This window comes from Xanthomonas sp. NCPPB 3583 (assembly GCF_041475715.2).
Lineage (GTDB): Bacteria > Pseudomonadota > Gammaproteobacteria > Xanthomonadales > Xanthomonadaceae > Xanthomonas > Xanthomonas euvesicatoria.
Genome location: NZ_CM191263.1, coordinates 4,190,261 through 4,215,914, shown reverse-complemented (window position 1 = coordinate 4,215,914; position 25,654 = coordinate 4,190,261). Strand labels below are relative to the sequence as shown.

Below are 25,654 nucleotides of genomic sequence, written 5' to 3'. Positions count from 1 at the left end.
GATCGCGGTGATGCGGACACGCTCGGTTCAGCGCCGGCGTTGATACCAGAAGCCGAGCGCGTCGCGGGTCTGCAGCATGCGCCGCCCGCGCCACAGAAACCGCAACAGCAGGCTCAGGTGCTCGCGCTTGGAAAAGCTGCGCAGCTTGCGGTCGGAGGTGTGCACGGTCTGGCGCAAGATCACAAAGCGTCCGCAGCGTGCCAGGGCGCGGCTCAGTGCCACATCTTCACCGGCGTAGTAGCGCGTGTTGAAGCCCCCTGCACTGACGAAGGCCACCCGCGTGCAAAACAGAAAGCACCCGGGCGCAATGCCGGAAACACGGAAAAACCAGCCAAACACCGCCTGCGCCATGCGCTCGGACCACACCCGCTTGCCCTGCAGATGCACCTGCGCCCCACCGCCTACCGCGCCGGCATCGAGCGCAGCCAGTGCTGCGCCAACGACGTGCGGGTTGATCAGTGTGTCGGCATCCAGAAACAACAGGCGCTCGCCTCGTGCGGCCTGTGCGCCGGCATTACGCGTGGCGGCGATGTGGCGCAACTGCACCTCCAGCACCTGCGCGCCATGGCTGCGTGCGATGGCTGCCGTGGCGTCTTCGCAGGCATCGGCCACCACGATCACTTCATAGTCCAGCTGCATGGCCTGCGCGCAGGCATGCAGGCACTGCAGCGTGTCGCCGATCAGGGCAGCCTCGTCATGGGCGGGAATCACGAAGGACAGCATGGGGCAATAGGCGTGTGAACTGCAGCCAGTGTGCAAGGGACTGCGAAGCGGGAGTGTGAGCAGGGGCGGTCAGCATCCAGTGCGCGCGATCGAACGAGCGCTGCGAAACACACACGCGTCTATCGATTGCGGTGTGACAGTTGGATGGCAGCAGTGGCGCGCAGCAAGCTCCACCGGCGCCAACGCAGTGCCGCAGCGCTGGCGGTGCGCTGCGAGGACCCGCGGCACACCGCAAGGCGATTGCGCTCACCGCCATGCGGGCGCGGCCGTGCCCGGAATCGGCATGTGCCACGTTCGTACACGCCGGTTCCAAGCGCGCCGTCCGCACCCACCTGGCAGCGGCCGCTGCGTGTCAGCCAACCTAGGCCACGCAGCACGGCTCAGCGGTTGACTGCGCCCATCATCGCTTCCGGGTAGCGCGTGCCAGCCGCAGCTTGCGGCGGGAAGATGGCATCGATGCGGGCCAGTTCGTCCGGCATCAGGGCCACATCCAGCGCAGCGATGTTTTCTTCCAGATAGGCCAACCGCTTGGTGCCCGGGATCGGAACCAGGTCCTGGCCTTGCGCCAGCACCCAGGCCAATGCCAGTTGCCCCGGTGTGATGCCCTTGTCGGCAGCAATGGTCTTGACCTGCTCCACCAGTTGCAGGTTGCGGGTGAAGTTTTCGCCTTGAAAACGCGGCGAATGGCGGCGGTAATCGTCGGCATCGAAATCGTCCGGCGACGAAAACGCGCCGGTCAAAAAACCGCGCCCCAGCGGCGAGTACGGCACGAACCCGATGCCGAGTTCGCGCACCGCGGCGAATACGCCGTTGTCTTCCGGCTCGCGCGACCACAGCGAATATTCGGTCTGCACCGCAGTGATGGGGTGCACCGCGTGCGCACGGCGAATGGTGGCTGCGGCCGCTTCCGATAAACCGAGAAAGCGCACCTTGCCCTGTTCGACCAGGCGCGCCATCGCGCCTACGGTGTCTTCGATGGGCACGTTGGGGTCGACGCGATGTTGGTAGTACAGGTCGATATGCTCCACGCCCAGCCGACGCAGGCTGGCTTCGCACGCGGACTGCACATACGCCGGGCTGCCGTCGATGCCGCGCACCGACGGGTCGTTGGGGTCGAGCTTGATGCCGAATTTGGTGGCCAGAAACACTTCATGCCGGCGCGAGGCAATCGCCTTGCCGACCAGCACTTCATTGGTGTGCGGGCCGTACATGTCGGCGGTGTCGAGCAAGCTGATGCCACGATCGAGCGCGCGGTGGATCACCGCGATCGAGGCGGCCTCGTCGCTGCGGTCGCCATAGAACGCGCTCATCCCCATGCAGCCAAGGCCCAGGGCCGAAACGGTGGGGCCGGAACGGCCAAGCGTGCGGGTTTGCATGGGGGGACTCCGTGCAGCAAAAGGTCGGGAGACAATGGCGTGAAAGGCGTTAGCGCGATGTGGCCCACGCGCTAACGCACGGCCCGCGCAGATCGGCAGGCCATGCTGCGATCTGCGCGGGCCGGCGCGGCGTGCAATCAGCCCTTGAGCTTGGCGGCCACTTCGGCCACGCGCTTGCCGAACAGCTTGGCCGTTTCCAGGTCGCCGCGACGCGGCGCTTCGTCCGGCGACGCGTCCGATGGCGAGATCGCCAGTGCACCGCCCCAGCCGCCAGTCCAGTTCACGTCCTGCGGCCCATGCGCCTTGGTGTTGGCCGGCGGCAGCCCGGTGCCGACCCAGATCTGGCCATGCTGTTGCGACAGCGTCCACAAGTACTGGATGGTGGTGGCCTTGTCGCCGTTGGCCGATGCCGAATTGGTGAAGCCGGCAGCGACCTTGTCCTTCCAGGCCTGCGCAAACCACGGTTTGGAGCTGGCATCGGCAAATTTCTTGAACTGCCACGCCGGGCCGCCCATGTAGGTGGGGCTGCCGTAGATGATGGCGTCGGCGGCACTGATGGCATCCCACGCGTCGTCGGGCAGGTTGCCGTCCTGGTCGATGCGGTACAGCGTGGCCTCACCAACGCTGGCCGCGCCCGCGTGCACGGCTTCGGCCTGCTTGACGGTGTGGCCGTAGCCGCTGAAATACACGATGGCGATCTTGCTCATGGGCACTCCTGTTGAACGGGGAGCCGGATTGTGCGCACACCGGTCGCGACAGCAGAATGACCACGCACGGGACGAACTGTTGCCGCGGTCGTTTGCCGCCGCGGGTGAACCGGGATGCGTTTGTCGAAATGTCGCGTGCTTGCGCGCCCAGTTCCCCGATCCCACATCCCGGCCGCATTGGCTCACGTGCCGGATCAGCGACCTGTTTCTTGGCGTCGCCGCTGGCTCAACCAGGTCCGGGCTCGGCCATGCATTCGATCAGGTAATCGATGAAGCTGCGCACCTTCGGTGCCAGGTGGCTGCGGCTGGTGTACACCGCAAAGATGCCGATTTCGTCCAGTGCGTAGTCCGGAAGGATGCGCACCAGCCGCCCTGCGGCGAGGTGCGGCTCGGCCAGGAAATCCGGCTGCATCACGATGCCTTGCCCGGCCAGCGCGGCAGCGTTCAGCACATGCCCGTTGTTGGCGCGCAGGCCGCCGCGCAGGCGCACGTCGATATCGCCCTCCGGGCCCTGAAAGCGCACCTCGTCGCCGCTGGGGGAGTAGTGGTAGAGCAGGCATTCGTGGCCGGCCAGATCGGATGGGTGCCGGGGTGTTCCGGCACGCGCCAGATAGGCCGGCGATGCACATGCCAGGATGCGGACCTTGCCCAACTGCCGGGCGATCAACATCGGCGCCGGCTGGCGGGTGATGCGGATGGCGACGTCGAAGCCTTCTTCGACCATGTCCACCAGGCGGTCGGACAGCGACAGGTCCAGTTCCACCTGCGGGTAGCGTGCACGAAAGCCCGGCAGCAATGCGCCCAGGCGCTCGATGCCATAGCTCACCGGCGCGTTCACCCGCAGCACGCCAGCCGGCTCCAGCGCTTGCGCGCCGATGGTGGCCTCCAGGTCGTCCAGATCGGCCAGCAGCTGCAGGCAGCGCTGGTAGTAGGCGCTGCCGGCACTGGTCAGGCTGACCCGGCGGGTGGTGCGGTTGAGCAGGCGGGTGCCGAGCCGCTGTTCAAGCGCGGCGACCTGGCGGGTGACGCTGGCAGTGGAGCGGTCCAATGCATCGGCGGCGGCGCTGAAGCCGTTGCGCTCGGCCACCGCGGCGAACACGCGCATCGCATCGAGGGTATCCATGGCGGGTCCGATTGTTACCTTAAGTGAAATAATTTATCTGAAGTAACTGTATTTATCAGAATTCTGTAATGAATAGGCTGGTGTGGTGCCTACTGGAGTCCGCCATGACGGCTGGCCTTGCATCTTCGCGTCCCCATCGGCACGCCTGTCTGCATCAGCGTGGGCGTTTGCAGTGCCCGGCATGACCCGAGTGATGGCGTGCGCTCCGGCCGGCACTCGCACGCGCTGCCTGGCGCTTGTGGGCTTGCCGCCGCCGACAGACACGCTTGTCACCGTGGCTGGCGCCCGAAACCCGGGCGGCGACCGGGGACCTGGCGTCATGGGCGGAGTCGGTGATCGCCCGGGCCTTGCCCGACCAGGCGCATTCGCCATGAGGCCGTCGCGCCGATGCTGTTTTCATCGATCAAGGAGCTGTCCATGACCCGCTTGCCTTCCCTGTACATCTCGCACGGCTCGCCGATGACTGCGCTGCAGCCGGGGCAGGTCGGCGAGCGCCTGGCCGACCTGCGGCACGCGTTGCCGCGGCCGCGTGCCATCGTGGTGGCGAGCGCGCACTGGCTGGGCCGTCGCCCGCTGGTCAGCGGTGCGCTGCGGCCGCCGACCATTCACGACTTTGGCGGCTTCCCGGCGCCGTTGTATGCGCTGGACTATCCGGCGCCCGGCGAGCCGGCATTGGCGCAGCAGATCGTGCGCCGGCTGGAACAGGCCGGCCTGCATCCGCAGCTGGACCCGCAGCGCGGCTTCGATCACGGCGTCTGGGTGCCGCTGCGCCTGCTGTATCCGGACGCCGACATCCCGGTGGTGTCGCTATCGATCCAGCCCGAGCTGGGACCGGCGCACCAGTTCGCGTTGGGGCGTGCGCTGGCGCCATTGCGCGATGACGGCGTGCTGGTGGTCGGCTCAGGCAGCATCACCCATAACCTGCACGACTTGCGCCACGGCTACAGCGCCGAGCGGCAAGCGCCGTACGTGCGGCCCTTCATCGAATGGACCGAACGCAAGCTGCTGGACAACGACATCCCCGCGCTGCTGGACTACCGCCGCCAGGCGCCGCATGCCGCACGCGCGCATCCCAGCGACGAGCACTGGCTGCCGCTGTACGTGGCGATGGGGGCGGCCGGCGATGACCGGCTTGGTGCGCAGCGCATCGACGCCGGCATCGATGCGGGTTTGATGGCCATGGATCTGTATCGCTTCGATGGCCCTGCAGCGGCGGCGGAGCCGATCGCGGCATAGCGCCGGGGTGCGGACGTGGGCGCATCGGCATGTTTGCGCCAAGTGCTGCAATGCCGATCGGGATGGTGCAATCGCACGGTCGGCAAGGGCGGGGACGCATGCAGTTGCGAGCGCCGGATCGCGCCAACCCGCAGCGCTCTGAAGCATTCACGATCGGGTGCATGCGAGTCTCATAGGCTGAGACGCCACCGCTGCATGCTGCCCGCGTGAAAATCCTCGACAAGCTCGCCGTCCTCGCCGACGCCGCCAAATACGATGCCTCCTGTGCTTCCAGTGGCGCCAACAAGCGCAACTCGCTGGGCACCGGCGGCATCGGCAGCACCGAGGGCATGGGCATCTGCCACTCGTACACGCCCGATGGCAGATGCGTGTCGCTGTTGAAGATCCTGCTGACCAATTTTTGCATCTTCGACTGCGCGTACTGCGTCAATCGCGTGTCCAGCAATGTGCGCCGTGCGCGCTTCACGCCGGAGGAAGTGGTCACGCTCACGCTGGATTTCTACAAGCGCAACTACATCGAAGGCTTGTTTCTCTCCAGCGGCATCATCCGCAACTCCGACTACACCATGGAGCAACTGGTGGAAGTGGCGCGGCAGCTGCGCGAGGTGCACCATTTCGCCGGTTACATCCATCTCAAGACCATCCCGGATGCGGCCCCGGAGTTGCTGGCAGCGGCCGGACGCTATGCCGATCGCTTGAGCATCAATGTGGAGTTGCCCACCGAACAGGGCCTGACGCTGCTGGCGCCGGAAAAAAGCGTGGGCGGCATTCGCTCGGCGATGGGCGAGTTGCGCTGGCGCATCGAAGAAAACCAGCTCGAACGCAAGGCCGAAACGGTGCGCCGCGCCAAGCCGCCACGCTTTGCACCGGCCGGGCAGAGCACGCAGATGATCGTCGGCGCCGACAATGCCAACGACCGCAGCATTCTGGACACCAGCCACAACCTCTACGGCAATTACCGCATGCGCCGGGTGTATTACTCTGCCTTCAGCCCCATCCCGGACGCCTCGTCCAAGCTGCCGTTGCAGGCGCCGCCCCTGCAGCGCGAGCACCGGCTGTACCAGGCCGACTGGTTGCTGCGTTTCTACGAGTTCAGCGTGGAAGACATTGCGCCGGCGCAGTCCAGCGGCATGCTCGACCTGGACGTGGACCCCAAGCTGGCCTGGGCATTGCGCAATCCCGAGCGGTTTCCGGTGGATCTGAATGCGGCACCGCGCGAAATGCTGCTGCGCGTACCTGGCCTGGGCACGCGCAACGTGGAGCGTCTGTTGTTGTCGCGGCGGCATGCGCGCTTGCGGGTTGGGGATCTGGCACGGCTGCGCGTGCCAATGAAGAAGTTGCTGCCGTTTGTGAGTGTGCTGGATCATCATCCGCGTCAACGCTTGGATGATCCTGTGCGGTTGCGGGCGCAATTGGCACCTGCGCCTAGGCAGGCGGGGTTGTTTGATTAGTGCCTCTGCGATAAGGCCGCACCGGTCCCCTGCGCTCCTCGCCACGCGCGGCACGGCGCCCAAACTCGCTACGCTCAAACAAGGGCGCCGCTTCGGCCACGCATGACTGCGGTGCTCGGCTCGCTTTAAGGCGACGGGGTGAAGCAAGATCCACGGCCACGGCCACGGCCACGGCAATAGCAATAGCAGCGGCGATAGGGTCTTGGTGTTGATGGTGGCGTTAGTCTCTGGGGAGTGCGGTGTGAGCGATGTTCAGCGCTGAGGTGGAGCCGCCGTGGAGCTTTGAGGCGTGGCGCGCGTTGGCGCGGGCGGGCTGGTGCGCGCAGGTGGAGCCGGACGATGTGGCCTGGAATGGCGGGGCGCAGGGCGGCTTGTTGATGGGGCAGGGCCTGTTGGCCTTGCCGGCTGTGGTGCCACCACCACGGGTCTCTGCGGATTTCATGCAGCTGGCGGCCTCGGTGCTGTGTCACCGCGACCCGCAACGGCATGCCGTGTTGTATCGCTTGCTGTGGCGCGTTGCCTCTGGAGAAAAAGCCTTGCTGGAGCGCGCCACCGATGTGGATGTGCACCGGCTACGGCAGTGGCAAAAAGCGGTGCAGCGCGATACGCACAAGATGAAGGCCTTCGTGCGCTTTCGCCGCCTGCCCGGGGAAGAAGAAGACTTCGTGTCCTGGTTCGAGCCCGAGCACTGGATCGTGGATCGCGTGGCGCCGTTTTTTGCGCGCCGGTTTGCCGGCATGCGCTGGGCGATCCTGACCCCGTACCGCAGCGTGCGTTGGGATGGGCAGGCGTTGGCCTTTGGCGAAGGCGCGGTGCGCACCCAGGTCCCGGCCGACGATGCGCAGGAGACGCTCTGGCGCACGTACTACGCGCACATCTTCAACCCGGCGCGGCTCAACCCGACCATGATGCGGCAGGAAATGCCGCAGAAATATTGGAAGAACCTGCCCGAAGCCACGCTGTTGCCGGAGCTGATCCGCGAAGCCGGCGTGCGCGTGCGCGAGATGGCCGAGCGCGCGCCCGAGCCGGTACGGCGACGGGTGCCGGCGGCGCCTGCGCCACTGCCGGACGTGGTCACCCAAAGCCTGGCCCAGTTGCGCACTGCCGCACGCGATTGCCGGCGTTGCGAGCTGTGGCAACCAGCAACGCAAACAGTGTTCGGCGAAGGGCCCGACGATGCGTCGGTGATGGTGATCGGCGAGCAGCCTGGCGATGAAGAGGACTTGAGCGGTCGTCCGTTTGTCGGGCCTGCCGGGCGCCTGTTCAACATGGCATTGGGCGAGCTGGGTGTGGACCGAGAGAAGTTTTACGTCACCAATGCGGTCAAGCATTTCCGTTTCGAGCAGCGCGGCAAACGGCGGCTGCATCGCAATCCCGAGCGCACCCATGTACAGGCCTGTAGCGGGTGGTTGCAGGCCGAACGGGCGCAATTGCGTCCGGCCCAGATCGTCTGCCTGGGCGCGACTGCGGCGCAAGCGGTGTTGGGAAGCAGCTTCCGATTGATGCGCGAGCGCGGGCAATGGCAACGCCTGGACGACGGCACGCCGGTGTTGACCACGGTGCATCCGTCCTGGGTGTTGCGCCAGCCATCGACCGATGCGCGCGAAGAAGGGTATCGCGGATTTGTCGAAGATCTCCGTCGATTGCTGGATCCACCGCCGCCGTCCAGCGATCAGTCGAGATAGGGAAACCGCGCGTCGCACGGGCAAAAAAATACGCGTGCAAGGGCACGCGCACGGTGTCGGAGAATCAGGACACCAAGCGGAGCCACCGGCACGCCGGTCACTCCATCACCGCCGCTTGACGGTTTGATTGCGGTCGCTGGAGGCTGGCTCGCGCGACGCACAGCATGTTGAACGAAGACCTGCCTTCGGTAGGACGTTCGCAGATCCACTGCCCTCCACCGTCGATCGGTGGCTTGGAGTTGCTGATCCACTAGCGACAAACAGAACCCACAGGGCAGCCGTCATGCGGTGCCTCTGGTTGCCCGATACCGCACTAGCCGAGACATCTTGTGTGTCGATGTCGCATAAGGTCTGCGCTTGCTAAACGGTCGCCTCATCGACGGAAACTTCTTCAAGACAGCGCGTCTGAGGCCATGACGCTGCATGAAAGCGCTGCGCCATCGGCGGAAAAACCACATTCCGCCGATGGCAGCGTGCCTGCGTCAGCCGCGACGCGTCGCAGTGCGACGGCAGGCCATTACGGCATCAGCACTTTGTCCACCACGTGGATCACGCCATTGCTCTGCGTGACGTCGGCAATGGTGACGTTGGCGGTATTGCCCTTGACGTCGGTGATGGTGACCTTTTTGCCATTGAGCTTTGCGGTCAGCGGTTCGCCCTGCACGGTGGTCAGCGTGGCGCTGCCGCCGCCGGCCTTGATCTTGGCGATCAGCGAAGCCGCATCCACCTTGCCCGGCACCACGTGATAGGTCAGCACCTTGGTCAGCGTCGCCTTGGATTCGGGCTTCAGCAAGGTGTCGACGGTGCCGGCCGGCAGTGCCGAGAAGGCCGCATTGGTCGGTGCGAACACGGTGAACGGGCCCGGGCCCTTCAGCGTCTCGACCAGGCCGGCGGCTTTGACGGCAGCGACCAGCGTGGTGTGGTCCTTGGAGTTGACCGCGTTGTCGACAATATCCTTGGTCGCCAGCATCGGCGCGCCGCCAACGGTCGGATTGGACGCAGCATAGGCGGGAGCCATGGCGCTGCTCAGGGCAATGGCGGTGGCAACGGCAAGCGACTGGAATGAAGTCTTCATGAGGCATCGATCCTTTTGGGTTGGCGATCGCCTGGATGGCAACCGTAACGTCAATACGCGCCTGCGAAACGGCCGGATGCATCACGCTGTTTTGACATTCATCACCACGTTTGGCGTGGTGATGGTGGCGTCACAGGTGGCTGGTGCCCGCGTGGGCCACGACCGACAGCGATACGACAGCGGTCGCTGCACCCGCACGCGCTCGCGCGTCATCCGTGGCTATAGCGCGATGGTTCGTGCCCTTCCAAGAAAGCGGCAAGGCGATGCGCAACGCCCTTCGATGCCGTGGGCGCGACATGCCTTCGGCTCGATCGGATCGAGCGTTCATGCACTGCGGCCGACGCAGACGTGCCTGTGTCCAACATGCCGGCTGCGGTTGCGGAAACGCCTGTGCGTCATTGCATCGTTCGTCACCGATCGAGCCGCAGCCGCTCGCCACCGCGTCGCTGCACGATCGGTTTGCCGCAGGGCGCGCACTTGAAGCGCGTCACCGCGCCTGCCTCCATTCGCCAGCGTATCGGACGCCGGCCGATTGAACCGATCCGCAACAACCCTGCCGCATCGCCCAACCTGCCAAGGTGCGAGGCAATGCGGTGGTTTTCATCACCGGGTGCAACACGGTATGGTCCGGTAGGTGCGTTGTTGTGCGTCGCAATATGCGATGCCGCGCGTGCGGCCGTTTCTTCATTCCGGGTTTTTCATGCATTCGATCGATGTCGTCCTCGCCATGTTGCTGGCGGTCGCGGCCAGCGGTTACCTCATCCGCATCCTGCCGTTTTCGCTGCCGCTGCCGTTGGTCCAGATCGCGCTGGGCGCGGTGGTCTCCGGCGTCTTCGATGCCGGGCACGAGCTGGAACCGGAGCTGTTCTTCCTGTTGTTCCTGCCGCCACTGCTGTTTCTGGATGGCTGGCGCATTCCCAAGCAAGGCCTGTTCCGCGACAAGGCGGCCATTCTGGAACTGGCGTTGGGGCTGGTCATCTTCACCGTGATTGGGGCCGGCTTCTTCATCCATTGGCTGATACCGGCGATGCCGCTGGCCGTGGCGTTTGCGCTGGCAGCGATCATTTCGCCAACCGACCCGGTGGCGGTGTCCTCGATCGCCTCCAAGGTGCCGATCCCCAAGCGCCTGATGCACATCCTGGAAGGCGAGTCGCTGCTCAACGACGCCTCGGGCCTGGTGTGTTTCCAGTTCGCGGTGGCAGCGGTGCTGACCGGCACCTTCTCGGTGGCGGCCGCTTCGCTGACCTTTCTGTGGGTGGCGCTGGCCGGCCTGGCCCTGGGCGTGGCGACGACCTTTGGGTTGAGCCGCATCCAGGCCTGGATCTGGCGGCATTTCGGCGAGGAGCCCGGTTCGGCGATCCTGGTCAACCTACTTACCCCATTTGCGGCGTATCTGCTGGCCGAAGCCTTCCATGCCTCCGGCATCCTGGCCGCAGTGGCCGCCGGCATCACCATGAGCTACGTGGAAATGGCCGGCAACGCCCCGGGCAATATGCGCCTGCAGCGTTCGGCGGTGTGGGACACGGTGCAGTTCACCTTCAACGGCATCATCTTCGTGCTGCTGGGCGAGCAGTTGCCGGGCATCCTGGACGGTGCGGTGCGCAGCGTGCAGGAGGCCGGGCACCTCAATCCCTGGTGGCTGGCGGTGTACGTGGCCACCATCAGTCTCAGCCTGATGGCGTTGCGTTTTGTGTGGGTGTTCCTGTCGTTGCGCTGGAACATCTTCAAGGCGCAGCGACGCGGCGAGGCGCATGTCAGCCCGCCGTGGCGCATCGTGGTGGCGGTGTCGCTGGCCGGCGTGCGCGGTGCGATCACCCTGGCCGGCGTGCTCACGCTGCCGTTGATGCTGGAGGACGGCTCGCCCTTCCCGGCCCGTCAGTTGGCGATCTTCCTGGCGGCCTCGGTCATTCTGGTGTCGTTGCTGGTGGCCAGCGTCGCGTTGCCGCGGCTGTTGCGTGGGCTGGAGTTGCCCGAAGAAGAAGACGAGCAGCTCAAGGAAGACCTGGCCGTCAAGGCCGCTTCGCAGGCGGCGCTGGATGCAGTGGAAAAGCTGCGCCAGCGGCTGGTGGAAGACAGCAAGCATGCCGAGCGCTACAACGCGGCGGCCAACCAGGTGAGCCAGCGCTATCAGCGCAAGCTCGGCGCGGTGGACATGGCCGAGACCGATCCGGAAGAGGCGGTTGCCTACGAAAAGGCGCTGCGCCAGTTTCGCCATGCGGCCTTGGTGGCCGAGCGCAATGAGCTGTTCAAGCTTGCGCGACGACGCGAAATTTCCGACGACCTGTCGCGGCGGCTGGTGCGCAATCTGGATCTGATCGAGTCGCGCAAGCGCGCGTGAGCGCGCTGACGCGCGTGAATCGGGAATCGGGAATCGGGAGTGGGGAATCGCAAGAGCCAAGGCGGTTGCCGTGTTTGGGTAGGAGCGCACCTGGGCGCGATGGGGCGTTGGCGGGAAAGCCCCGTCGCGCTCAGGCGCGCTCCTACATAGAGATACGCCAACACCGAGATGCAGCGTGCGTGCGCAGCCCAGTTCGCTCACGCTCCTGCGCGTGTGTCGGGAGACACCATCCCACTCGCACTGCTGCCATTTTCATGGCGCACGGCCTACCCTGTGGCGCTTATCCTCCCGTGCCAGACCCATGACTTCGATCGTCTCCATCCAGGGCTTGAGCAAGACCTACGCCGGCGGTTTCCAGGCGCTCAAACAGGTGGATCTTGAGATCCGGCGCGGCGAGATCTTCGCGCTGCTCGGCCCCAACGGCGCCGGCAAGACCACCTTGATCAGCATCATCTGCGGCTTGATCAACCCCAGCACCGGCACTGTGCTGGCCGACGGGCACGACATCGTGCGCGACTACCGCGCCGCGCGTGCCAGCATCGGCCTGGTGCCGCAGGAACTGGCCACCGATGCGTTCGAAACGGTGTGGGCCACGGTGCGTTTCAGCCGCGGCCTGTTCGGCAAGCCGGCCAATCCGCAGTACCTGGAAACCATCCTGCGCGAGCTGTCGCTGTGGGAGAAACGCAACAACAAGATTTCCACGCTCTCCGGCGGCATGAAGCGGCGTGTGCTGATCGCCAAGGCGCTCGCCCACGAGCCGCGCATCCTGTTCCTGGACGAGCCCACGGCCGGTGTGGACGTGGAGCTGCGTCACGACATGTGGCAGATGGTGCGGCGGCTGCGCGAGCAGGGCACCACCATCATCCTGACCACCCACTACATCGAAGAGGCCGAAGACATGGCCGACCGCGTCGGTGTCATCAATCGCGGCGAGCTGGTGCTGGTGGAAGACAAGCACACGCTGATGCGCAAGCTGGGCAAGAAACAGCTCACGTTGAGCCTGCAGGCGCCGTTGCAGGCGCTGCCCGCCGCGCTGGCCGACCTGCCGCTGGAGTTGGCCGCCGAAGGCAACGCCTTGATCTACACTTTCGATACCCAGGCCGAGCAGACCGGCATCGGTGCGCTGCTGCGCCGGCTCAACGAGCAGGGCATCGACTTCAAGGACCTGCATTCCAGCGAGAGTTCGCTGGAAGAGATCTTCGTCAACCTGGTGCATGGCGCACGTCAGCAGGAGGTGCGCGCATGAACCTGCATGCGATTGCGGCGATCTACCGCTTCGAAATGGCGCGCGCCTTCCGCACGCTGAACCAGTCGATCGCCTCGCCGGTGTTGTCGACCTCGCTGTACTTCGTGGTGTTCGGCGCGGCGATCGGTTCGCGCATGGGCGATATCGACGGCATCAGCTACGGCGCCTTCATCATTCCCGGCCTGGTGATGTTGTCGCTGCTCAACGAGAGCATCTCCAATGCTTCGTTCGGCATCTACATGCCGCGCTGGGCCGGCACCATCTACGAGGTGCTGTCCGCGCCGGTGGCGTGGTGGGAAATCGTGATCGGCTACGTGGGCGCGGCGGCGACCAAATCGGTGATGCTGGGCTTGTTGATCCTGCTGACCGCACGGCTGTTCGTGCCATACGAGATCGCGCACCCGGTGTGGATGCTGGGCTTTCTGGTGCTCACCGCGCTGACCTTCAGCCTGTTCGGTTTCATCATCGGCATCTGGGCCGATGGCTTCGAAAAACTGCAGGTGATTCCGCTGATGGTGGTGACGCCGCTGACCTTCCTGGGCGGCAGTTTCTATTCGATCAACATGCTGCCGCCGTTGTGGCAGAAGGTCACCCTGTTCAACCCGGTGGTGTATCTGATCAGCGGCTTTCGCTGGAGTTTCTACGGCAAGGCCGATGTGCATATCGCGGTGAGCACCGGCATGACGTTCCTGTTCCTGCTGGTGTGCCTGGGCGTGGTGGCGGCGATCTTCCGCAGCGGCTATCGGCTCAAGGCGTGAGTGGTGAAGGCAGTGGTGTTTGTCGCTGCAGTTTGGCGGATGCGGCCAGAGGTCCGGGTCGAACGGTGAGCGAGGCGAGGGCGCGGTGCCCTCGCCGCTCGCGGGACACGCCGCAAGTACGTCCATGTAGGCTCGGTGGCGGCATCCATGCCGCCACACGGTCCCGCAAGCGACAAGGGCACCGCGCTAGAAAGTTGGTCGATTGCTTTGCTTGAACCCTGCGGACCGACACTCTCGACAGGTGCTTGCCCGCCTACCGTCGCCGGACCTTACACGGCATGGATGCCGAGTAAGAGCTTGTAGGGACGTACTTGCAGCGTGTCCGGCGATGGTGGGCGGGTAAGCAGCCTGCAGCAAACTCGCCGCTCAGCATCTCTGCAATGGAACAGCGTGAAGTCGTTTGGTCAGCCGCTCTTACTCGGCAGCTGGTTTGGCGCCGTCTTTGGTGTCCAGGTAATAGGCCACCACATCGCCCTTGATCTTCATCGTCATCGGGTTGCCGCGACGGTCGCGTGCCTTGCCGACCTGCACCTTGATCCAGCCTTCGCTGACCGAGTATTCCTCCACGTTGTCGCGTTCGATACCGTTGAAGCGCACGCCGACGCCGCGGTTGAGGGCATCGGCGTTGTGGAACGGACTGCGTGCGTCGATGGCCAGGTGATCGGGAGGGGTATCGCTCATGGGAAAGGCGTCATGGCGGCCGGGATAGCCGTCTTCGGCCGCACAGGATACGGGCCTGCGCCGGGAAGACCAGCCCCGGCGACGCAGCGACGTGCGCCATCGGTTTGCTTGCGCGCCGTCAGGCCTCACACTTTATGCCCTGCACTCCAGCAAACGAGACCGCAATGCCTGACAACAGTGCCGACTACGAAGACGACGAAGGCCTGCAGCCCGAGGGCGACGAAGACGATGTGGATGACCATCCGGCGCGGGTGTGGAACCTGCTGGTGCTGATCAACCCCGGCGACGAGGACACCGCGCTGGCCCAGTTCGACGCCTGGCGCGAAACGCAGGCCGAGACCGATGGCGACGACGGCGACGATGCCTGGTTGTGGGCGCTGAAGGACGTGATCGATTGGCGCTCGGGTTTCTATGTGGACTGGAAGGACGCCGATGCGTTCATCGCCGCCATCGACGAACTCAGTGCGCGCTGGAACCTGCGCATCGATTGGGGCGGCGACCTGGACGACGAAGACTTCGCCGGCAACCTGGAGGTCCCCGACTTGATGGCGGTGGCATTCGATCGCCTGCGCGAGCACGGCTACTCGCTGTGGAACTGGAACACCGGTGGCGACGCCTACGCCGGCTGGATTGCGCTCAGCCGCGACGACGACGCCATGCTGGCGCTAACCTCGTTGCTGGGGGTGGAAGTGCGGCTCGGGAATGAGGCGTTCTGAGGGTTGGGATTGGGGAGTTGGCATTCGGGATTCGCAGGGGCGGTCCCGTGCTTGCTGTCGCGTGAGTCGATCTTTGCGCGCGCTGAATTGCGACAAACGTAAAGCCGCACTCATCAGGCTGTGCGGACGCCGAGCGAGTGCGGCTGTTGCTCGGAATCGGTGGACCACCGCGGCGTTCGCATCCGCCTGACGGCTGTTCACAACGTTTTGTTCGCCACGCTGATGCGCGCACTGGCTGGTCGGAAAGTTTGGGCAAGCGGCAGCAAGACAGATGCGCTGCTTGGTTGGGAGCACGCTTGCCGGCATGACGCGTGATGGAAATGGCCTTGCTCGTGCGTTCAAATCAGGCCTCCCGATGTGCTTATGCGCACGTGATCGACGCAATCGCCCGGCACTTGCGAATCCCGAATCTCCACTCCCCAATCCCGGTTTTCAAGGCGCCTGGCCGCGCGCCTGCGCCCGCGCATTGGCGATCAAGCCCTTGAGCAGCGCGCGGTCGGTGTGGCGGGAGATGGGAATGGCGCCCAGGGCAATGGCCTCAAGGCGCAGCGGCGCGGGCACGTCGTAGTGCGCACCGCTGAGTTTGTTCTGGAAGGCGCGGCGGGGAATGCCCAGCCGCGCCGCCATGGCATGCAGCTCGTCCAGCGTATCGCCGAGCAGGTGCGCCCAGCGCTGGTCGCGCCACAGGTGCACCGCATCGTCGACGTAGACGGCCATCGGCCGGGTCAGGCCTTCTTGGACTTCTTCGGCTTCTTGCCGGCGCTGTCGCCGTCGGGCGCGTCCGCTGCAGCGTCGGAAGCCTGGTCGCTGGCATCTGCAGCACTGTCGGTGGCGCTGGCAGTGTCGTCTTCAGCCGCGTCGTCAGCACCGGCCTCGGTGCCGGCGTCCTGTGCTGCGTCTTCCGCCTCGCCGTCTTCATCCGCATCGGCGTTCTGGAACTCGGACACCAGCTTGGTCAGGTATTCCTCGGCGGTCTGGCCTTCGTCGGCGGCCAGGTCGTCGATCATCTGCTGCAGCTGGGTCGAATATTCCAGCGAAATGGTCTTGCCTTCGGCTTCCTGCAGGTTGGCCAGGTGCTTGAGCATGGCCAGCATCGGGACCGGGTTGTCGGCGCTGCCCATGGTCTGGCCGCCGATCGACAGCATCCACTCGCTGCCACCCTGCAGGCCGATCGCGGCGACCACGCGGCCATCGGCGTCCTGCAGCACGGCATGGTTGGTGACCTGGGGCGCCTGGCCCAGACGGACGAAGGGGCGCTTGGGCTGCTGCTTCTTGCGCTTGTCGCGCTTGGCCTTGGAATTACGGGACACGGTGTTCTCGACGCTGGGAATGGCCGGCCATTCTAGAGCGTGCGCCGCACGATGCGATGCGTAGCGGAGTTGGCCCGTGGATGCGAACCGGCCGCCGGGGGGGCACCGTCTCCGCAGGCACCGACCTGAGAGCCGCCACCAGGACGCCCCAAGCCCGAACCGCCGCAGGCCATCTCCCGGTGTCGAGTGCCTGGCGAATCCGGAAAATCCCGGCCCGCGCCACCAAGCCTGCCGGCCTGCGTTACCGCTTCTCCACCGCCGCTTCGGCCGCTTTGGCGAGCGCCGTGGCAGAGGCCACCTGCGCGCTGGACGACATGCGTGGTCCTGCCGGACGCGCAGCAGCAGTTCCTGCCGATGCCAGGGCCGGAGCCGGGGTCGCAGCCGCGGCGGCGGCGACCGGCGGGGCCGCGGCCGGTTTTGCGCTTTCGGCAGGCGTCCCCACGGTGGCGGTGCCGGTGGCCGCGGCGCCGCTCAGATCCGGCACCTGGGTGTCGGCATCGTGCAGCGACTTGCCCAGTGCCACGCCCTGGTCTGCGCCGGCCAGCGCTGCGTTTTCGGCGTCCTGGGTCATCACCACGATACTGATGCGGCGGTTGATCGGGTTCTGCGGATCGGTCTTGTCGAACAGCACCGACGAGGACAGCCCCACCACACGCGTCACCTTGGCATCGGACATGCCCCCGGCCACCAGGGCGCGGCGCGCGGCATTGGCGCGGTCGGCGCTGAGTTCCCAGTTGGTGTAGCCGGCATCGCTGCTGTAGGCGGTGGTGTCGGTATGGCCGGTGATGCTGATGTGGTTGGGCACCTGGTTGATGAAGCTGGACAGCTCGCGCAGGATCGCCACCGTATACGGCTTGAGCTGGTCGCGGCCGATGTCGAACATCGGGCGGTTCTGCTTGTCCACGATCTGGATGCGCAGGCCATCTGGCGTGAGGTCCAGCAGCAGCTGGTCCTTGAACGGCTCCAGCGCCTGGCTCTTGTCGATGGCCTCCTTCAGGTCCTGCATCAGCGCTTCCAGGCGCCTCTTGTCCTTGGCGCGGCTGTCCACGTCGGTATCGGCCGCGTTGTCGCGCTTGCGGCCCATTTCGTCCTTCTGTCCCTTGGCCATGTCGGCGGTACCGCCGAGCTTGATCATCGAGGTGCTGGCGCCACCGGGTCCGTTCATGCCGGGCGAAGGCGCCGGCGATTTGCCGGACAGCGGGCTGGGGTTGCGGAAGTATTCGGAGATCGCCGCGCGCTGTTCCTTGGTGGTGGCCGCCATCAGCCACAGCACCAGGAAGAAGGCCATCATCGCGGTCACGAAGTCGGCAAACGCCACCTTCCAGGCGCCGCCATGATGGCCGCCACCCTGTACCTTCTTGACCCGTCGGATGATGACGGTGGATTTGGCCTCGGCCATGACCGCGGCCCTACTTGATCGTTTTCAGGTGCGTTTCGAAATCGCCGAAGCTCGGACGCACGTTGGAGGGCAGGGTCTTGCGCGCGAATTCCAGCGCGATCTTCGGGTTGTAGCCACGCAGGCAGGCCAGCAGCGCGGTCTTGACCGCTTCGTAGATGCGTCCGTCCTGCTCGGCCCGCGCTTCCATCGCCGCCGACAGCGGCGAGACGAAACCGTAGGCCAGCAGGATGCCGAGGAAGGTGCCCACCAGCGCGGCGCCGACGTGGTGGCCGATCTCCTCGATCGGCCCGCCGATCGAGCCCATGGTGATCACGATGCCGAGCACCGCCGCCACGATGCCGAAGCCGGGCAGGCCGTCGGAGACCTTGCTCAGCGCATGCGACGGCGCCAGGGCTTCGTGATGGTGTTTTTCCAGTTCCAGTTCGAGCAGCGGTTCCAGCTCGTGCGGCTCGATGTTGCTGCCGATCATCAGGCGTAGGCAGTCGGTGATGAAATCCAGCAGGTGATGGTCGGCCACTACCTTGGGGTAGTTGCCGAAGATGGTGCTGTCCTGCGGCTTTTCGACGTGGTCTTCCAGCGCCATGAAGCCGTCGCGGCGCGCCTTGTTCAGCAGTTCGTAGATCAGGCTCAGGGTGTCCTTGTAGTCCTCGGACTTGTACTGCGGGCCCTTGAACACGCCCATGATGCCGCTGAGGGTTTCCTTGACGATCTTGCCCGGCGTGCTGACCAGGAACGCGCCCAGCGCTGCGCCACCGATGATCATCAGCTCGTACGGCTGCCACAGCGCGCCCAGCTTTCCGTGCGACAGCACGTAGCCGCCGAGGACGCTGACGATGACGACGATGAAGCCAACGATGATGAGCATGGCGCAGCCGGAAGCAAACTGGGGTTGCTAGTGGTTTCGGCTTGCGCGGCCGATTCTTGAAGCGCGTGGCGTGAAGACGTGCGCTGTAGCTGAATGTCTAACCGATTGTGGTGGCGGTCTCATGCACGCATCTGATCGCCTCGCCGCCTGCCAGCGACAGTGTCGCTTCGCCGGCGTGTTCCCAGAATTGGTTGCCCTGTGCATCGGCAAAGCGCGCCCCGGATGCTGCCTGGGCACTGAGCAGGATCAGCCTGCGGTCGTCGAGGGTCAGCTGCAGGGCATCGGTGGCCGCATCGAAACGTGTCGCGACCGTGCGCGGGCCGCAGCGCCAGGCCACCGTCTGCGCGGGAAGCGCGGGGTCGGCCGCCGCCGCCGCTGGAGCGGGCGTCTTGGCCGGACGCGGCAGCGGGCCGGTCACGCTGGCGTCGGTGCCTGTGGCAAGCGGGCGGGCATCGGTTTGGACACCGGCTGGCTGGGCATGTGCGGGCTTGCCCGCCTGCGCTGCCGGGGGCGGGCTACCTGCGCTGCAGCCGGCGAGTGCGGCCGCCAGCAGGCCGGTGAGCATCAGGGATGAGGACGTGTGCATCTGCGTACTCCTGCCTGGTTCGGATTGCCGCCGTGTTTGCGGCGGTTGGGACCTGGGGCGCCGGGCCCGGCGCCCCAAGGGCCTGCATCTTGCGCGCCGGGGCCGGGACGGCCTGCTACGACTAAGCATGCGACCGCTTTACCGCAGGGACCTAGCCTGCGTGTGGGCGGCCGTATGGAAATCAAGCCGTATCTGCGTCTCGCGCGCCGGCAACCGATCTGCACATCGACATTGCCGGCTCGAGCCGCGTGCAGGCGGTGCCTGTCATGGCGCGCAAAAGCGCAGGCAGGCGTTGTTTACTTCCTCCCGGGCATTGCAACGGCGGTGGCCCACAGACGCGGCGCCATCAGGCCGGTTGCGCCTCGGCACCTTGGCGCTGCAGCGGGTTCGGCAGGGCCTGGCCGTTTTCGGTGAAGCCCAGCGAGACCGAGTTCAGGCAGTGGCGCTCGCCGGTGGGCGGCGGGCCGTCCGGGAACACATGGCCCAGGTGGCTGTCGCAGCGCGCGCAGACGATTTCGGTGCGGATCATGCCGTAGCTGGTGTCGCGGATCTCGCGCACATGGGCCGGGTCGTAGGGCGCAAAGAAGCTCGGCCAGCCGGTGCCGGACTCGAATTTGGCGCTGGAACGGAACAGCGGCAGCCCGCACAGCCGGCAGGTGTAGACACCGTCCAGCTTGTTGTCCAGAAACACCCCGCAGAATGGCGCCTCGGTGCCATGGTGCAGCAGCACGCGCTGTTCCTCGTCGCTGAGCCCGGCGATCAGGGCATCGCGTTGGGCGGGGGAGGGAGGGGTCAGATCGAACTGGCTCATGGGGCTCTCGCATGCGCTCGCCAGCGGGGTGCCGGCGCCTGCTTCCGTGATGTGGGCAGTGTCGGGGTGGTTCAACCGGTGAGACGCAGCCAGCGGCCCGCCACTGCGGCGGAGGGGCAGCCCTTCTTCGCACCGCAACCACCTTGCGAAAGCGTTCATCCCCTGGCCGGTCGCATGCATTGCCGCAGCGTCCTTGCGCCCCAATCACTGCATGACCCTCGAACACACAAGGTGCCTGTCATGGCGATCCACGCATCAAGCCGCCGCGTTCTGCTATGCGTTCTACTGGCGCTGACCGGCGCGGTGGCGGCGCAGTCGGCCACCACCACGCGCTCATCCACGACCTTGCAACCCATCACCACGCCGACGCCCGTCCCGCCCACGGTAACGCCGCCGCGCGCGCTGCAGCCGGCGCCTTCGGCCGCACCGGTGCCTTCGCAACTGGGGCAACGCCCGGTCGCGCCGAGCATCCCCACGCATGGGCCGGCACAAATGCCGGTCGCGCCTGCCGGCAGCCAGGTGGCGCCGACCAAGGCGATGGTCTACGACCGCAACGGCCGTCTGCTGCATGGCATGCAGCCGGCCGGCGCCAACCGGGTGCTGGATACCAAGACCGGCCGCTACTACGACGCGGTGCCGGCGGGCGATGGCATGCGCGTGGTGCGCTGACAGCAGCAGCGCGATCTGATGGCGCCAACCGCCAACCGCCAACCGCCAATCGCCAATCGCCAATCCCGAATCCCCGCCTCAATCGGCGATCGGCAACGCCAGCGTCTCCTTGACCTCTTCCATCACGATATAGCTCTTGGATTCGCGCACATGCGGCATGGTCAGCAAGGTGCTGCCGAGCAACTTGCGGTAGGACGCCATCTCGCTGATGCGCGCCTTGAGCAGGTAGTCGAAGTCTCCGGAGACCAGGTGGCACTCCAGCACGTTGGGCAGCTTCAGCGCGGCGCGGCGGAATTCTTCGAAGATGTCGCCGGACTTGTAGGCCAGGCTGATCTCCACGAACACCAGCAGGCTGGCCTTGAGATAGTGCGGGTCCAGCCGCGCGTAATAGCCGGTGATGGCGCCGTCGCGCTCCAGCCGGCGCACGCGCTCGGTGCACGGCGTGGTCGACAGGCCGACCCGCTCGCCCAGTTCGGTGAACGAAATCCGCCCCTCCTGCTGCAGGATGCGCAGGATCTTGCGGTCGATCTTGTCCAGCTCGCGGGCGCGGGTGCTCATGGGGTTTGTCTGCGCAGGGTTTGGCAGGAAGTTTCACTGCAAAGCCGTGCCGATTCCAGAAATGGCACTGCCTGGCTCGCAATATACTGCGTCTAACTGTCCCCCTCGGCGCTTGGTTGTGGGGGAATGCCCTTTTCAGGAGAACGACATGCGTGTGCTCATTCTCGGTAGCGGCGTCATCGGCGTGACCAGTGCGTGGTACCTGGCGCAGGCCGGTTGCGAAGTGACCGTGGTCGACCGCCAGCCGGCAGCGGCGCTGGAGACCAGCTACGCCAACGCCGGCCAGCTGTCGTTCGGCTACACCTCGCCGTGGGCGGCGCCCGGCGTTCCCGGCAAGGCGGTGAAATGGCTGTTCGAGCAGCACGCACCACTGTCGATCCGCCCTACCCGCGACCTGCGCCAGCTGGCCTGGCTGAGCCAGATGCTGCGCAACTGCACCGCCGAACGCTATGCGGTGAACAAGGCGCGCATGGTGCGCATGTCCGACTACAGCCGCGATTGCCTCAACGCCCTGCGCGCCGAGACCGGCATCGAATTCGAAGGCCGCCAGCTTGGCACCACGCAGTTGTTCCGCACCCAGCAGCAGCTGGATGCGGCCGCGCAGGACATCGAGGTGCTGGCCCAGTACGGCGTACCGTACGAGCTGCTGAGCCCGGCGCAGATCGCGCAGTTCGAACCCGGCCTGGCCGGCGGCGGCGCGCAGATGGCCGGCGCGCTGCGCCTGCCCGAAGACCAGACCGGCGACTGCCGGCTGTTTACCCAGCGCCTGGCCGAACTGGCCGCGCAGGCGGGGGTCACGTTCCGCTACGGGCAACAGATCGAGCGGCTGGAGCACGGCGGCGGCCAGGTCAGCGGCGTGCAGATCGATGGCCGCGTGGAAACGGCCGACCGCTACGTGCTGGCGCTGGGCAGCTATTCGGCCGATTTGCTGCTCTCGCTCGGCCTGCACCTGCCGGTGTACCCGCTCAAAGGCTATTCGCTCACCATCCCGATCGTCGATGCGCAACGCGCGCCGACCTCCACCGTGCTGGACGAGAGCTACAAGATCGCGCTCACCCGTTTCGACGACCGCATCCGCGTCGGCGGCATGGCCGAGGTGGCCGGCTTCGATCTGTCGTTGAATCCGCGTCGCCGCGCCACCCTGGAAATGGTCGTCAACGACCTGTTCCCCGGCGGCGGCGATCTGGCCCAGGCCGAGTTCTGGACCGGCCTGCGCCCGGCCACCCCGGATGGCACCCCGGTGGTGGGCGCCACGCCTTATGCCAACCTGTTCCTCAACACCGGGCATGGCACGCTGGGCTGGACCATGGCCTGCGGCTCCGGACGCTACCTGGCCGATCTCATGCAGGGCCGCACGCCGGAGATCGATACCGAAGGTCTGGACGTGTTCCGGTACCTGTCGCCACGCAGCGCACGCCCGCAGCGGGAGGCCGCGTAGTGCGTCCTGCGCAAGCGTCGATCGATCTGGAAGCGTTGCGCCACAACTACCGCCTGGCCAGGCGCCTGGGCGGCAGCAAGGCGCTGGCGGTGGTCAAGGCCGATGCTTACGGGCATGGCGCAGTGCGTTGCGCGCAGGCGCTGGAACCGGAGGCCGATGGCTTCGCGGTGGCTTGCATCGAAGAGGCGCTGGAACTGCGCCAGGCCGGCATCCGTGCGCCGATTCTGTTGCTGGAGGGATTTTTCGAACACGACGAGTTGCGCCTGATCGCCGAGCACGATCTGTGGACGGTGGCGGCCACGCCGCAGCAGGTGCGCGCGCTGGCCGAGTTCCAGAGCCCGCGGCCGTTGCGGGTGTGGTTGAAGATGGACAGCGGTATGCATCGGCTGGGCCTGTCGCCGGAGGATTTCCGCGCCGCCTGGTTGCGCCTGCGCGGGCTACCGCAGATCGCCTCGCTGGTGCTGATGACCCACCTGGCACGTGCCGACGAGCTGGACTGCAGCCGCACCGACGAGCAGGCGGTGGCCTTTGCGCTCACCGCCGGCGGCATGCGCGCAGAAACCAGCCTGCGCAATTCGCCCGGCCTGCTTGGCTGGCCGGCGCTGCGCAACGACTGGTCGCGCCCCGGGTTGATGTTGTACGGCGCCAACCCGTTCCCGCAGCATACCGAGAACACCGCGCAGCTGCGTCCGGTGATGACGCTGCGCTCGCGCATCATTTCGGTGCGCGAGTTGCCGGCCGGCGAGCCGGTGGGCTACGGCGCCCGCTTCGTTGCCGAACGACCCACGCGTGTCGGCGTGGTGGCGATGGGCTATGCCGACGGCTATCCGCAGTTCGCGCCCAACGGCACCCCGGTGCTGGCGGACGGGCAGATCTGCCCGTTGATCGGTCGCGTCTCGATGGACATGCTCACCGTGGACCTCACCGACCACCCGCAGGCCGACATCGGCACGCCGGTGCAGCTGTGGGGCGACGCACCGCAGGTCAGCGCGCTGGCAGCGCAATGCAACGTCAGCGCCTACCAGCTGCTGTGCGGGCTCAAGCGGGTACCGCGGATCTATGTGGGTGAGGCGGAAGTAAGCAAACTTTCAGCGTAGGTGCATCCCTATCTCCCCCAGGGAGAAGGTGGCGCGTAGCGCCGGATGAGGGTGCGAGCGAAGCTGCGTGCAGTTTGAATGCCAGGCGTGCTGCGCGCGGTACCTTCTCCCCCAACCCCCGCTCCGCGCGCCGGCCTGCGCCAGCGGCGCAGGCGCACCAAGGCACGCGCGCCAGTGGCGCGCAAGCTGTGCCGTGGCGCCCCGACGGGAGAGGGGCTTTCAGCGGCAACTCACAACCTGGCGGTACTGCGATCGCCACGGAACTGCTTGCGCACCCAATCGTCGATCATCGCCTTTTCGAAGCGCAGCGGATCGCTGTCGGTCAGGCGCGGTCCGCTCATCAGAAAGGCCGAATCCACCAGCTTGCGTTCGCCCTGGTCGATCACGCGGCCATCGGCGCCGGTAAGCGTGTAGGTGAAGCTCAGGCGCGGCGGGTAGATGTCCTTGACCACGCGCACGTCCTGCATGCGCGGCCCGTGCCAGGGCTCGTACTGGCCGGCGCGGCGGATGTCGGTAATGGTCACGCTCAGATGCTGGCCATCGGGCAACTGGCGCGCTGCGCTCTTCTGAAAGTGGGTGGCCAGCTGGGTCACCCAATCGCCGCGTTGCGCCTCCCAACGGTTGCCGCTGAAGCGCATCTCGGAGAACTGCGCAGGGTCGGTCCAGCGCACGTCCACCTTGCCGTCGCTGCCAAGCGCGCGCGGCGCATCGGGGTCGGTGACGTTGCGCACCCCGGCCTGCGCACCGGTCGCGGCAAGCACACCCGCCAGCAGCAGGCTGGCGCCGGAAAGATTGGAAAGTTTCATCGAAAGCCTCCAAGCGGAAGGTACGGTGTGTACCGGCTGTTTTCGCAGTGTGGGGGCGCCTCGGAACGCCCGCAACGCGCTGCACGCCTGGGTTCGTCACCACGTTGCCGCGCGGTTAATCAGCTTGCGGAACACCATGACGGCGGGTTCACTGCGCCTGCGCCCGCGCTTCACGGCACAGCCCGGAAGATCGCCAGCATGGACACCCACACTTTCCGCACAAAATCAGCGTCTTCGGCGCCGGCTCACATGCCGTCGGATGTGCGTTTGCAATTCATCGACTGGGCCAAGCAGCACGGGCACAACCCCGCCTCCGGCGCGGCCGCCTTCGTGGCACTGCAGAGCGAGGTCGACCTGGACCTGGCCACACGCGCGCTGCAGCTGGAGCCCGGTGCCGATTCGCGCGCGGCGCTTCGCGAGCATCTGGCTGCACTGGCGCGCCAGGTGGATGTGGCCGTGCAGTTCCCGCCGGTCTACACCTATACCGCGGCCAATGGCCTGGATTACCGCTACTCGCTGATGCTGGTCATTGCTGAAGATTGCGTGGAGTGGACCGGCCGGGTCTGGCACGACCTGGACTATCAGGGAATGCTCACCGGCCGTGGGCAGGGTCCGCGTGCTAACTACACCCAGCTGGCGCGCATGGCGCTGGAACATGAGCTTGATCAGGAGCGTCCCCGTTATGTCCAGGCATGAACTCGAACTGCAATTGCCGGTGGGCGCGCAGATTGCCGGTGGGGAAGACGGCTTCAGCCAGCGCTGCCGCGAGGAATGCGCGCAGATGGGGGTGGCGCGGGTCCGCCTGTTGCTGCTGGATTCCGATTACGCACGGTCCACTGCCTGGCGCGAGGAAGCGCAACGCTGGATGGACGAACAGCTGCGTCGCGAGGGCGAATGGGTGTTCCGCGGCGTGATCGCCGGCATCGTGGTGCTGGCAACCTGCATCGGATTCGCCGCCACCACCTTGTGGTGAACACGGGGCTGGGCGAGGAAAGCGTGA

At 66.1% G+C, this 25,654-nt stretch carries 26 protein-coding genes and 1 other RNA gene; 13 read left to right on the top strand and 14 right to left on the bottom strand.

What is annotated here, in order from left to right; genetic code table 11:
* Positions 1 to 27: 27 nt before the first annotated feature.
* Entirely contained in the window at positions 28 to 723 is a 696-nt protein-coding gene (locus tag ACCQ07_RS18070; protein ID WP_008573318.1) for a glycosyltransferase, read from the bottom strand.
* Between the two features lie 283 nt (positions 724 to 1,006).
* On the opposite strand from ACCQ07_RS18070, the gene ACCQ07_RS18065 reads away from it, so the two are divergent.
* Positions 1,007 to 1,081: non-coding RNA, sX9 sRNA (locus ACCQ07_RS18065), on the top strand.
* A gap of 22 nt (positions 1,082 to 1,103) precedes the next feature.
* On the opposite strand, the gene ACCQ07_RS18060 is transcribed toward ACCQ07_RS18065, so the two are convergent.
* The 3 genes from ACCQ07_RS18060 to ACCQ07_RS18050 all read right to left on the bottom strand — a co-directional run bounded on the left by ACCQ07_RS18060 (position 1,104) and on the right by ACCQ07_RS18050 (position 3,929).
* A complete protein-coding gene (locus ACCQ07_RS18060; RefSeq protein WP_014091147.1) occupies positions 1,104 to 2,099 on the bottom strand; it encodes an aldo/keto reductase in 996 nt (331 codons plus the stop codon).
* A gap of 137 nt (positions 2,100 to 2,236) precedes the next feature.
* Positions 2,237 to 2,806, bottom strand: a complete 570-nt coding sequence (locus ACCQ07_RS18055) for a flavodoxin family protein (protein ID WP_008573320.1) — start codon at positions 2,804 to 2,806, stop codon at positions 2,237 to 2,239.
* A 226-nt stretch (positions 2,807 to 3,032) separates the two neighbouring features.
* Positions 3,033 to 3,929, bottom strand: coding sequence for a LysR family transcriptional regulator (locus ACCQ07_RS18050; RefSeq protein WP_008573321.1), 897 nt, complete (start codon positions 3,927 to 3,929; stop codon positions 3,033 to 3,035).
* Positions 3,930 to 4,346: 417 nt separating this feature from the next.
* Between ACCQ07_RS18050 and ACCQ07_RS18045 the strand changes: the two genes are divergently transcribed.
* From ACCQ07_RS18045 to ACCQ07_RS18035, 3 genes are all read left to right on the top strand, one after another.
* Positions 4,347 to 5,165, top strand: coding sequence for a DODA-type extradiol aromatic ring-opening family dioxygenase (locus ACCQ07_RS18045; protein WP_071118303.1), 819 nt, complete (start codon positions 4,347 to 4,349; stop codon positions 5,163 to 5,165).
* 206 nt (positions 5,166 to 5,371) lie between these two features.
* Positions 5,372 to 6,616 (top strand): putative DNA modification/repair radical SAM protein, encoded by a 1,245-nt coding sequence (locus tag ACCQ07_RS18040; RefSeq protein ID WP_008573323.1) that lies wholly within the window; start codon positions 5,372 to 5,374, stop codon positions 6,614 to 6,616.
* A 248-nt stretch (positions 6,617 to 6,864) separates the two neighbouring features.
* Positions 6,865 to 8,301 carry a UdgX family uracil-DNA binding protein gene (locus tag ACCQ07_RS18035; RefSeq protein ID WP_011348696.1) on the top strand — a complete coding sequence of 479 codons (1,437 nt, stop codon included), beginning with the start codon at positions 6,865 to 6,867 and terminating at the stop codon, positions 8,299 to 8,301.
* A gap of 517 nt (positions 8,302 to 8,818) precedes the next feature.
* Here ACCQ07_RS18035 and ACCQ07_RS18030 read toward each other — a convergent pair.
* Entirely contained in the window at positions 8,819 to 9,376 is a 558-nt protein-coding gene (locus ACCQ07_RS18030; RefSeq protein ID WP_372363516.1) for a fasciclin domain-containing protein, read from the bottom strand.
* A 661-nt stretch (positions 9,377 to 10,037) separates the two neighbouring features.
* Between ACCQ07_RS18030 and ACCQ07_RS18025 the strand changes: the two genes are divergently transcribed.
* From ACCQ07_RS18025 to ACCQ07_RS18015, 3 genes are all read left to right on the top strand, one after another.
* Positions 10,038 to 11,714 (top strand): Na+/H+ antiporter, encoded by a 1,677-nt coding sequence (locus ACCQ07_RS18025; RefSeq protein ID WP_008573327.1) that lies wholly within the window; start codon positions 10,038 to 10,040, stop codon positions 11,712 to 11,714.
* A gap of 301 nt (positions 11,715 to 12,015) precedes the next feature.
* A complete protein-coding gene (locus tag ACCQ07_RS18020) occupies positions 12,016 to 12,960 on the top strand; it encodes an ABC transporter ATP-binding protein (protein WP_011348695.1) in 945 nt (314 codons plus the stop codon).
* The gene (locus tag ACCQ07_RS18015) at positions 12,957 to 13,718 is read left to right on the top strand and encodes an ABC transporter permease (protein ID WP_372363515.1); all 762 of its coding nucleotides are present in this window, start codon (positions 12,957 to 12,959) and stop codon (positions 13,716 to 13,718) included. The genes ACCQ07_RS18020 and ACCQ07_RS18015 overlap by 4 nt, the downstream gene beginning before the upstream one ends.
* 414 nt (positions 13,719 to 14,132) lie before the next feature.
* On the opposite strand, the gene ACCQ07_RS18010 is transcribed toward ACCQ07_RS18015, so the two are convergent.
* Positions 14,133 to 14,399 carry a DUF3297 family protein gene (locus ACCQ07_RS18010; RefSeq protein ID WP_041469831.1) on the bottom strand — a complete coding sequence of 89 codons (267 nt, stop codon included), beginning with the start codon at positions 14,397 to 14,399 and terminating at the stop codon, positions 14,133 to 14,135.
* Positions 14,400 to 14,563: 164 nt separating this feature from the next.
* On the opposite strand from ACCQ07_RS18010, the gene ACCQ07_RS18005 reads away from it, so the two are divergent.
* A complete protein-coding gene (locus ACCQ07_RS18005) occupies positions 14,564 to 15,115 on the top strand; it encodes a DUF6630 family protein (RefSeq protein WP_005911265.1) in 552 nt (183 codons plus the stop codon).
* Between the two features lie 432 nt (positions 15,116 to 15,547).
* Here the strand turns inward: ACCQ07_RS18005 and ACCQ07_RS18000 are convergent, their stop codons facing one another.
* From ACCQ07_RS18000 to msrB, 6 genes are all read right to left on the bottom strand, one after another.
* Complete coding sequence (locus tag ACCQ07_RS18000) at positions 15,548 to 15,832, bottom strand: DUF4031 domain-containing protein (RefSeq protein WP_008573332.1); 285 nt, start codon at positions 15,830 to 15,832, stop codon at positions 15,548 to 15,550.
* An 8-nt stretch (positions 15,833 to 15,840) separates the two neighbouring features.
* Positions 15,841 to 16,425, bottom strand: a complete 585-nt coding sequence (locus ACCQ07_RS17995) for a hypothetical protein (protein WP_057680897.1) — start codon at positions 16,423 to 16,425, stop codon at positions 15,841 to 15,843.
* Positions 16,426 to 16,666: 241 nt separating this feature from the next.
* Entirely contained in the window at positions 16,667 to 17,824 is a 1,158-nt protein-coding gene (gene motB / locus ACCQ07_RS17990; RefSeq protein ID WP_005911263.1) for a flagellar motor protein MotB, read from the bottom strand.
* A 10-nt stretch (positions 17,825 to 17,834) separates the two neighbouring features.
* Entirely contained in the window at positions 17,835 to 18,689 is an 855-nt protein-coding gene (gene motA / locus ACCQ07_RS17985) for a flagellar motor stator protein MotA (protein ID WP_008573335.1), read from the bottom strand.
* Positions 18,690 to 18,786: 97 nt separating this feature from the next.
* Positions 18,787 to 19,275, bottom strand: coding sequence for an MliC family protein (locus ACCQ07_RS17980; RefSeq protein ID WP_029820359.1), 489 nt, complete (start codon positions 19,273 to 19,275; stop codon positions 18,787 to 18,789).
* A gap of 346 nt (positions 19,276 to 19,621) precedes the next feature.
* Positions 19,622 to 20,086, bottom strand: coding sequence for a peptide-methionine (R)-S-oxide reductase MsrB (gene msrB, locus ACCQ07_RS17975; RefSeq protein WP_011348688.1), 465 nt, complete (start codon positions 20,084 to 20,086; stop codon positions 19,622 to 19,624).
* A 240-nt stretch (positions 20,087 to 20,326) separates the two neighbouring features.
* Here msrB and ACCQ07_RS17970 point away from each other — a divergent pair, with 240 nt between their 5' ends.
* Positions 20,327 to 20,755, top strand: a complete 429-nt coding sequence (locus ACCQ07_RS17970) for a hypothetical protein (RefSeq protein ID WP_372363514.1) — start codon at positions 20,327 to 20,329, stop codon at positions 20,753 to 20,755.
* A gap of 78 nt (positions 20,756 to 20,833) precedes the next feature.
* On the opposite strand, the gene ACCQ07_RS17965 is transcribed toward ACCQ07_RS17970, so the two are convergent.
* Positions 20,834 to 21,313 carry an Lrp/AsnC ligand binding domain-containing protein gene (locus ACCQ07_RS17965; protein WP_007963043.1) on the bottom strand — a complete coding sequence of 160 codons (480 nt, stop codon included), beginning with the start codon at positions 21,311 to 21,313 and terminating at the stop codon, positions 20,834 to 20,836.
* 148 nt (positions 21,314 to 21,461) lie between these two features.
* On the opposite strand from ACCQ07_RS17965, the gene ACCQ07_RS17960 reads away from it, so the two are divergent.
* Entirely contained in the window at positions 21,462 to 22,751 is a 1,290-nt protein-coding gene (locus ACCQ07_RS17960; RefSeq protein WP_014091139.1) for a D-amino acid dehydrogenase, read from the top strand.
* Positions 22,751 to 23,848 (top strand): alanine racemase, encoded by a 1,098-nt coding sequence (alr, locus tag ACCQ07_RS17955; RefSeq protein WP_014091138.1) that lies wholly within the window; start codon positions 22,751 to 22,753, stop codon positions 23,846 to 23,848. The genes ACCQ07_RS17960 and alr overlap by 1 nt, the downstream gene beginning before the upstream one ends.
* Positions 23,849 to 24,078: 230 nt before the next feature.
* On the opposite strand, the gene ACCQ07_RS17950 is transcribed toward alr, so the two are convergent.
* Entirely contained in the window at positions 24,079 to 24,654 is a 576-nt protein-coding gene (locus tag ACCQ07_RS17950; RefSeq protein ID WP_008578032.1) for a DUF3016 domain-containing protein, read from the bottom strand.
* Between the two features lie 249 nt (positions 24,655 to 24,903).
* Between ACCQ07_RS17950 and ACCQ07_RS17945 the strand changes: the two genes are divergently transcribed.
* Together ACCQ07_RS17945 and ACCQ07_RS17940 are read left to right on the top strand one after the other, a co-directional pair.
* Entirely contained in the window at positions 24,904 to 25,350 is a 447-nt protein-coding gene (locus ACCQ07_RS17945; RefSeq protein WP_008578031.1) for a hypothetical protein, read from the top strand.
* Positions 25,337 to 25,627: a hypothetical protein gene (locus ACCQ07_RS17940; protein WP_008578030.1), complete on the top strand. Its 291-nt coding sequence runs from the start codon at positions 25,337 to 25,339 to the stop codon at positions 25,625 to 25,627. The genes ACCQ07_RS17945 and ACCQ07_RS17940 overlap by 14 nt, the downstream gene beginning before the upstream one ends.
* The last annotated feature ends 27 nt before the right edge of the window (positions 25,628 to 25,654 follow it).